This window comes from Fortiea sp. LEGE XX443, assembly GCF_015206815.1.
GTDB lineage: Bacteria > Cyanobacteriota > Cyanobacteriia > Cyanobacteriales > Nostocaceae > Nostoc_B.
Genome location: NZ_JADEXZ010000134.1, coordinates 1 through 6,120 on the forward strand (window position 1 = coordinate 1; position 6,120 = coordinate 6,120).

6 protein-coding genes are annotated in these 6,120 nt (G+C 40.5%); 1 reads left to right on the forward strand and 5 read right to left on the reverse strand.

Translation table 11 applies throughout. The features are described from left to right. Positions 1-416 precede the first annotated feature (416 nt). The 5 genes from IQ259_RS26455 to sipA all read right to left on the reverse strand — a co-directional run bounded on the left by IQ259_RS26455 (position 417) and on the right by sipA (position 3,386). Entirely contained in the window at positions 417-638 is a 222-nt protein-coding gene (locus IQ259_RS26455) for a DUF4327 family protein (protein ID WP_193888956.1), read from the reverse strand. Between the two features lie 323 nt (positions 639-961). Further along, positions 962-1,831 carry a polyphosphate kinase 2 family protein gene (locus IQ259_RS26460; RefSeq protein ID WP_193888957.1) on the reverse strand — a complete coding sequence of 290 codons (870 nt, stop codon included), beginning with the start codon at positions 1,829-1,831 and terminating at the stop codon, positions 962-964. Between the two features lie 69 nt (positions 1,832-1,900). Beyond that, positions 1,901-2,407: a hypothetical protein gene (locus IQ259_RS26465; RefSeq protein ID WP_193888958.1), complete on the reverse strand. Its 507-nt coding sequence runs from the start codon at positions 2,405-2,407 to the stop codon at positions 1,901-1,903. 122 nt (positions 2,408-2,529) lie between these two features. Then, positions 2,530-3,087, reverse strand: a complete 558-nt coding sequence (locus IQ259_RS26470) for a peroxiredoxin (protein ID WP_193888959.1) — start codon at positions 3,085-3,087, stop codon at positions 2,530-2,532. 38 nt (positions 3,088-3,125) lie between these two features. Next, positions 3,126-3,386, reverse strand: coding sequence for a regulatory protein SipA (gene sipA / locus IQ259_RS26475; RefSeq protein ID WP_193888960.1), 261 nt, complete (start codon positions 3,384-3,386; stop codon positions 3,126-3,128). Positions 3,387-3,912: 526 nt separating this feature from the next. Here sipA and IQ259_RS26480 point away from each other — a divergent pair. After that, a complete protein-coding gene (locus tag IQ259_RS26480; protein ID WP_193888961.1) occupies positions 3,913-5,640 on the forward strand; it encodes an NFACT family protein in 1,728 nt (575 codons plus the stop codon). Positions 5,641-6,120 lie beyond the last annotated feature (480 nt).

The window sequence follows — 6,120 nt, forward strand, 5'->3', positions numbered from 1 at the left end:
CTAATTCACATTTGTTACTGGGATTCAATCATTTAATTGCAGCCATGAATCAATTTAAACCCTTTTATGCTTCTGGATGATTTAGCTCCTGAACTACTTGCTTATTCCGGAAAGTGACAGAAGAGGGATACAACTAATTGTCATCAGTTAGTCGCATTCTTGTCATACTCAATTGATAGTTTGAAAGTATTCAAAAACTATGTTTTCCATAATTTTTAATATGACTACTTTTGTACTGGCTTCTGTTTTAGTCAGTTTACTGACTGTATTTGGTGGGGCTGCGATCGCCTACTTATTCCCCCAAAACCACTCCCAAGACTAATTCGTAATTTGTAGTAAAAATACCCAAAAAAAGCCTTGATTAACAAGTTTTTCAAGACTTTATTCTGAATCTCGATCAACTTGTATGACCAACTTCAATCTTCTTCCCAGTTTTCGCTACCCAGTAGGTCAATAATTCTATCTCTGAGCAAAAATTCGTTTTTTTCTAGCTCAAGTTCAAAAGCAGTCCACTCACGTTCAGGAATATACTTACACAGAGCATAAATTGGTCGCTGACGGCTAATTAGCCCCTTTCTGACTAGTTGGCGTGCTTCTTCTTTTATAAGTTCAATGTCATATTTAACAGCAGTATCCATATCTATTTCCTTTGTTGATCATCAAGGAATTCCACACCAAAGCAATCAATGCTTTGCTTCTATCTTAAAGTTATCAAAAAAATGTGAGAAAATTGTGAAGAACTACAGCATTAAAGCTGGCTGAAGCTAATTAATTTAGTACATTAATTTATATTCATAAATATATCTAATTAATTTCAACTGTAATATAGTCACACGTAAACAGTTTTTGAATATCTACACTTTGCCCAGAATGACATATATACATAAGCTTGTGATCAGCCTTAAGGTAGAGGAGATTTAGAAAAAATTATATATGTTGATTAAATTGATACAATCACGGGTTAATCTTCCTGCTCTAAGCCATACTTAGCTTGTAGAAGTTGCTGTTTGTCTTCTTCACTGACGGTAGGATATTGCAAATTAAGTGATTTTAATTTAGAACAGATAATATCTGCAACTACCATACGCATAAACCATTTGCGATCGGCAGGAATGATATACCAAGGAGCATATGCGGTGCTAGTGTGATGAAAAACATCTTCGTAAGCAACCATATAATCTGCCCAAAATGCCCTTTCTCGAACATCATGAGCCGAAAATTTCCAATTTTTTTCTGGAGCTTCAATTCTGGCTAAAAATCGTTTCTTTTGTTCTGATTTTGAGATATTCAGAAAAAATTTGAGAACAATAATACCATTATCTACTAGATATTTTTCAAAATTATTGATTTCCTCAAAACGCTGTTGCCAGATTTTATTTTCTTTTGGTAAGTAAGGAAGTTGCTGCTTTTGCAGAATCTCTGGATGAACGCGAACTATTAGCACTTCTTCATAGTAAGAACGATTGAATATGCCAATTCTTCCCCTTTCTGGCAAAGCCTTCATTGTGCGCCAAAGGTAATCATGATCTAATTCTTCGGTGCTTGGGGCTTTGAAACTAAAGACTTGACACCCTTGGGGATTAATCCCAGACATGACATGTTTAATTGTGCTATCTTTCCCAGCAGCATCCATCGCTTGAAATATAATTAGCAAGGCATAGCTATTTTGTGCATAAAGAATATCTTGATACTTGGCTAATTGTTCAATATCTGATTGTAATTTGATCGCTGCGTCAGTTTTCTCATGATAATTAGCTATATAAGCAGGGTCGTAGTTCTTTTGCAGAGAAATCTTTGAACCTGGAGGCACGATAAAAGCATCATGATTCATATAAAGTATGAAGTATGAAATGTAAATATGGCTAAAAACTTGACAAATGACGACCTTCACTACTTAGCTTTATTTGTACCGACCTACTAAATATTTTTTGAGTTTTTTTCGCTTGGTAGTTGGTCGCATTGTTTCTCTACCGAGAACAAACATCCCTGCTATTCCCAAACAAACAAACCAAACATATTGATACCAGTATTGGCGAATCTGCTCCACTGTACTTAGTTCTGGATGCAATGTATTCAAGTATAGTAACAGCACCAGGATCATCAGTGCGCCAAAACCCACAAAGCTTAAACCAACACGTAGACGAAGAGGCTGCAATTCCCAGTCACTAATTTGCTCTAGGTCAATTTCTGCCAGTTCTTGCAAAGATTCTTCTGCAACAGTTGAGGCTGCTTGGATGCGATTGCTTAATTTTGCTGGCAAAATTGGCACTAATGTTGCTACCGTAGGGCGGCGTAGCAAAGACTCGGTATCTCGTAACAATTCTAATGGTTTACGTGCTGTTACTGATTGAGCAAATTCTGTATTTTTTGTAGCAGTTGTAGCAGTGGCGTTGCTTTCAAAATCCATAGCAGGCTATAGAAGAAAGAGGATACAAATAGCCTAGCGAATCAGTTGGGGTCGCGCAAATATCTTTGGTGTCTATGTGTCTTGATGGTTGAAATTTCACCACAAAGACACACAGATAAAATCTAAGAAGCTGAGGATTGCAATTGTTCTAATCTTGCCATCACTTCTTGACTATGAACAGATGGGTTGACTTTGACAAAAGTCTCACGCAAGATACCTTCTGGATCGATGATAAAGCTGTGGCGCATGGAGACAAAACCGATCCAAGAACCATAAGCTTTGCTCACTGCACCAGTTGTATCGGCTAAAAGGGGAAATTTTAATCCCTCAGAATCGCAAAATTCAGCATGGGAATCTACATCATCAGCACTGACACCAATGATTTGAGTATTTTTTTCTAAATATTTGGGCAAGTCTTGCTGAAAACGCCGTGCTTCGATGGTACAACCAGCAGTAAAATCTTTGGGATAAAAGTAAAGCACCACCCACTTACCGTGCAAATCAGAAAGAGAGATTTTGCCGTCGCGTGTGTTGGTAGGTAAAGTAAACTCTGGTGCGGGTTGATTTACTGTGGGTAGTTTACCACCAAGCGCATGAGCCGCAGGTGAAAAGTTTAACCAACTGATGAGAGCAAAACAACTGGCGAATAATATGCTAAAAAAATTGCGGCGAGAAATCATGGTGCAGACCAGAATCACAACTTTACATAAGTTTACAGTTATTGGTTACTGCTATTATCGCCTTGGTCAGATTCACTAGGGTTATCTGTGCTTTCGATGTATTGGCTATCCAGGAGAAAGGCTCCTCTAGTAAAGCGAATACCCCAATAGCCTCCAGGACGGCGGTCAAGGACTATACCTTCTTCACCAAGATGAATTACATCTGGAGGGCGTAACATCGGCATAGGGTCAGCTGTTTTAACATAGGGCGGTAGCGCTACAACCCGGACTTTACTACCAATAGCGAATTCTTTGGACATAAAAAAAGCTAGAAGTTTAATTAACTCCTAACTTTATACTAAGTAGGTCGGTGTTAAAAATTGTCGTTATGACAAGGCAGGAGGCAGAGGGCAGAAGGCAGAAGGGAAGAGGTTCTCAAGCTACTTTACTTTCCGTTACATAGTCCGGTTTATTTGCACCTTTCTACTTAAAGAGTTTGTCGATTTTGTTGGTGTGAGAGTAAATTTAGTTGGGAAGAAAGTTAGGGAATGCGAAAGGAGATGGAACTATCCCCTCACCCCATCTTCTGCAAAGAATCCCCACGCGATAATACACTTGTCTTATGAAGGGTTACAGAAGTTTCAGTTACCCTGAAGTAGACCCGCGATCGCCAAATTTGAACTAACCAACAACAACGGTTAAGATTTCGGAGAACAAACAAAATCAGGTGAAACCAAAGCAGTCAGCATTTATCAACCCTGACTGCTTTTTGATGTTATGCCAAGCAGAGCCGGACACGATAGCATATACTGAGCATCGATGCTTGAACGCCAATGACTTATTGTTGTGCAACCAGTTGACCTTACTACTCTCACATCTGCTTGTAGCGAACTACGCGCTTACTGGCTGCCATCGCGTTTAGAACAAGTTTATCAGCGCGATCGCTACACTATTGCTGTGGCATTACGCACCTTAAAACAAAGGGGTTGGCTGGAGATTTCCTGGCATCCCCAAGCTGCACGTATCTGCATTGGTGATCCACCACCGCGATCGCCTGATACTTTTACTTTTAGCCAACAACTAGTACACCAATTGGGTGGTTTGGCTTTAGTGGCAATTGAAGCGATCGCACCTTGGGAGCGTGCTATTGATTTGCAATTTGCTCGTCGTCCTGGAGAATCTGCCCTATATCACTTGTATGTGGAAATTATGGGCAAATACAGCAACGCGATCCTAACCGATGCCAATAACTTAATTATTACTGCTGCCCATCAAGTGAGTGAGCAACAATCCAGTGTGCGTCCGATTCAAACTGGACAGCCTTACGAAATCCCACCCAAACTTACAGGCCCAGTTCCCAGTTGGAGCGAATCTCAAGAACGTTGGCAAGAACGGGTGAGCTTAGTTCCGGGAGCAATCAAGCGTCAAATCATCAAAAGTTATAGTGGTTTAAGTGCGGCACTGGTAGATTCTATGCTGCTGGTAAGTAATATTGCACCTGAAACAAATACTGATCAACTGAGCTACGATAATTGGCAAAAACTCTTTGAAAGCTGGCAAGAATGGTTGCAAGCTTTGGATTTAGGTAAATTTCAACCTGCTTGGACAGCAACCGGGTACACAGTTATGGGTTGGGGTGCTATTGCACCAGTCAGCGATACCCAATCATTGCTGAACAAGTATTATACAGACCAACTGAATCAGCAAATATTTGCTCAATTGCGTCATCAACTGAGTCAGAAATTGCATAATATTCTGGCCAAGTTGCAGATTAAAGCGAAAGCCTTTCTAGAACGTTTACAGCAATCCGATCAAGCTGATGATTATCGGCAAAAAGCAGATTTGTTGATGGCTCACTTACAAAATTGGGAACCGGGAATGAAAGAAATTATCATACCTGATTTTGAGACAAGTAAACCAGTCGCGATCGCTCTCCAGCCTGATAAAAATGCTGTGCAGAATGCTCAAAATCTTTACAAGCAACACCAAAAACTTAAACGCGCTCGTTCAGCAGTTGAACCACTATTATTGTCAGTACAGTCAGAGATTGATTATTTAGAACAAGTAGAAGCTGCGATCGCTCAAATAGAAAACTATGAAACAGCTGAAGACTTACAAGCTCTAGAAGAAATCCGTGATGAGCTAATTGGACAAAAATATTTAGAAGACCCAGAATACCGCAATCGTAGTACCAACGAAACTGCTATTACCAACTTCCGTCGTTACCACACCCCCAGCGGCTTAGAAATCTTAATCGGTCGCAATAATCGCCAAAATGACCAACTAACTTTTCGGGTAGCGGGAGATTATGACCTGTGGTTTCATGCTCAAGAAATTCCTGGAAGCCATCTGCTCATGCGTTTAGAGCCTGGTACTGTCCCCGAAACAACCGATTTACAATTTGCTGCTAACCTCGCTGCATATTTTAGTCGTGCGCGTCAAAGTGACCAAGTACCAGTGGTCTATACTCAGCCAAAGTATGTCTACAAACCCAAAGGAGCCAAACCAGGAATTGCCATTTACAAGCAAGAACGCATCCTATGGGGCAAGCCGCAGTTAGTCAATGGTCAATAGTCAAGGGGTCATTATTTATTCTCCTCTGCACTCTGCCCCTATGCCTTTTAAGCCCTCTATCTTTTGGCTTTTTGAAATATTCTCAAAGATAGAAGTTAATCGCCACAGGAGATATCTTTTTTTAGTAAATTTTTCTGAAAAAACTGTGTTGGCTGTTACAATATTGTTAAGAAAAGTTGCCCGTTGCATTTTGGGAACGCGCAATTGGGTTTTAACTCTATTGAGAAGACAACGCGAAACAACATTTTACAGACCAGCTGTGGGAGGCTGGTCTTTTCGTTTTAAATCCTTGTATAGTAGGTGACAGGTAACAGAGGACAGGTGACAGGGTAGAAATCCCGTTGAAGTAAGGGTTTTGTGACTTGTTGATAAGAGGCAGGGGGAACTAAAGGTACAAACCGAACTTCGTTCCGCTCCGCTAATACCGTTTCACTTTAGGTTTGATATAAGTAGGCCGCAGGGGGGCAGGGGGCAGGGGGC

What these genes read in the sequence shown, in the direction of transcription:
- IQ259_RS26470 (WP_193888959.1), bottom strand. Translation starts at nt 3,087, where the DNA reads ATGATTTCTCGCCGCAATTTTTTTAGCATATTATTCGCCAGTTGTTTT.
- IQ259_RS26455 (WP_193888956.1), bottom strand. Translation starts at nt 638, where the DNA reads ATGGATACTGCTGTTAAATATGACATTGAACTTATAAAAGAAGAAGCA.
- IQ259_RS26465 (WP_193888958.1), bottom strand. Translation starts at nt 2,407, where the DNA reads ATGGATTTTGAAAGCAACGCCACTGCTACAACTGCTACAAAAAATACA.
- IQ259_RS26460 (WP_193888957.1), bottom strand. Translation starts at nt 1,831, where the DNA reads ATGAATCATGATGCTTTTATCGTGCCTCCAGGTTCAAAGATTTCTCTG.
- sipA (WP_193888960.1), bottom strand. Translation starts at nt 3,386, where the DNA reads ATGTCCAAAGAATTCGCTATTGGTAGTAAAGTCCGGGTTGTAGCGCTA.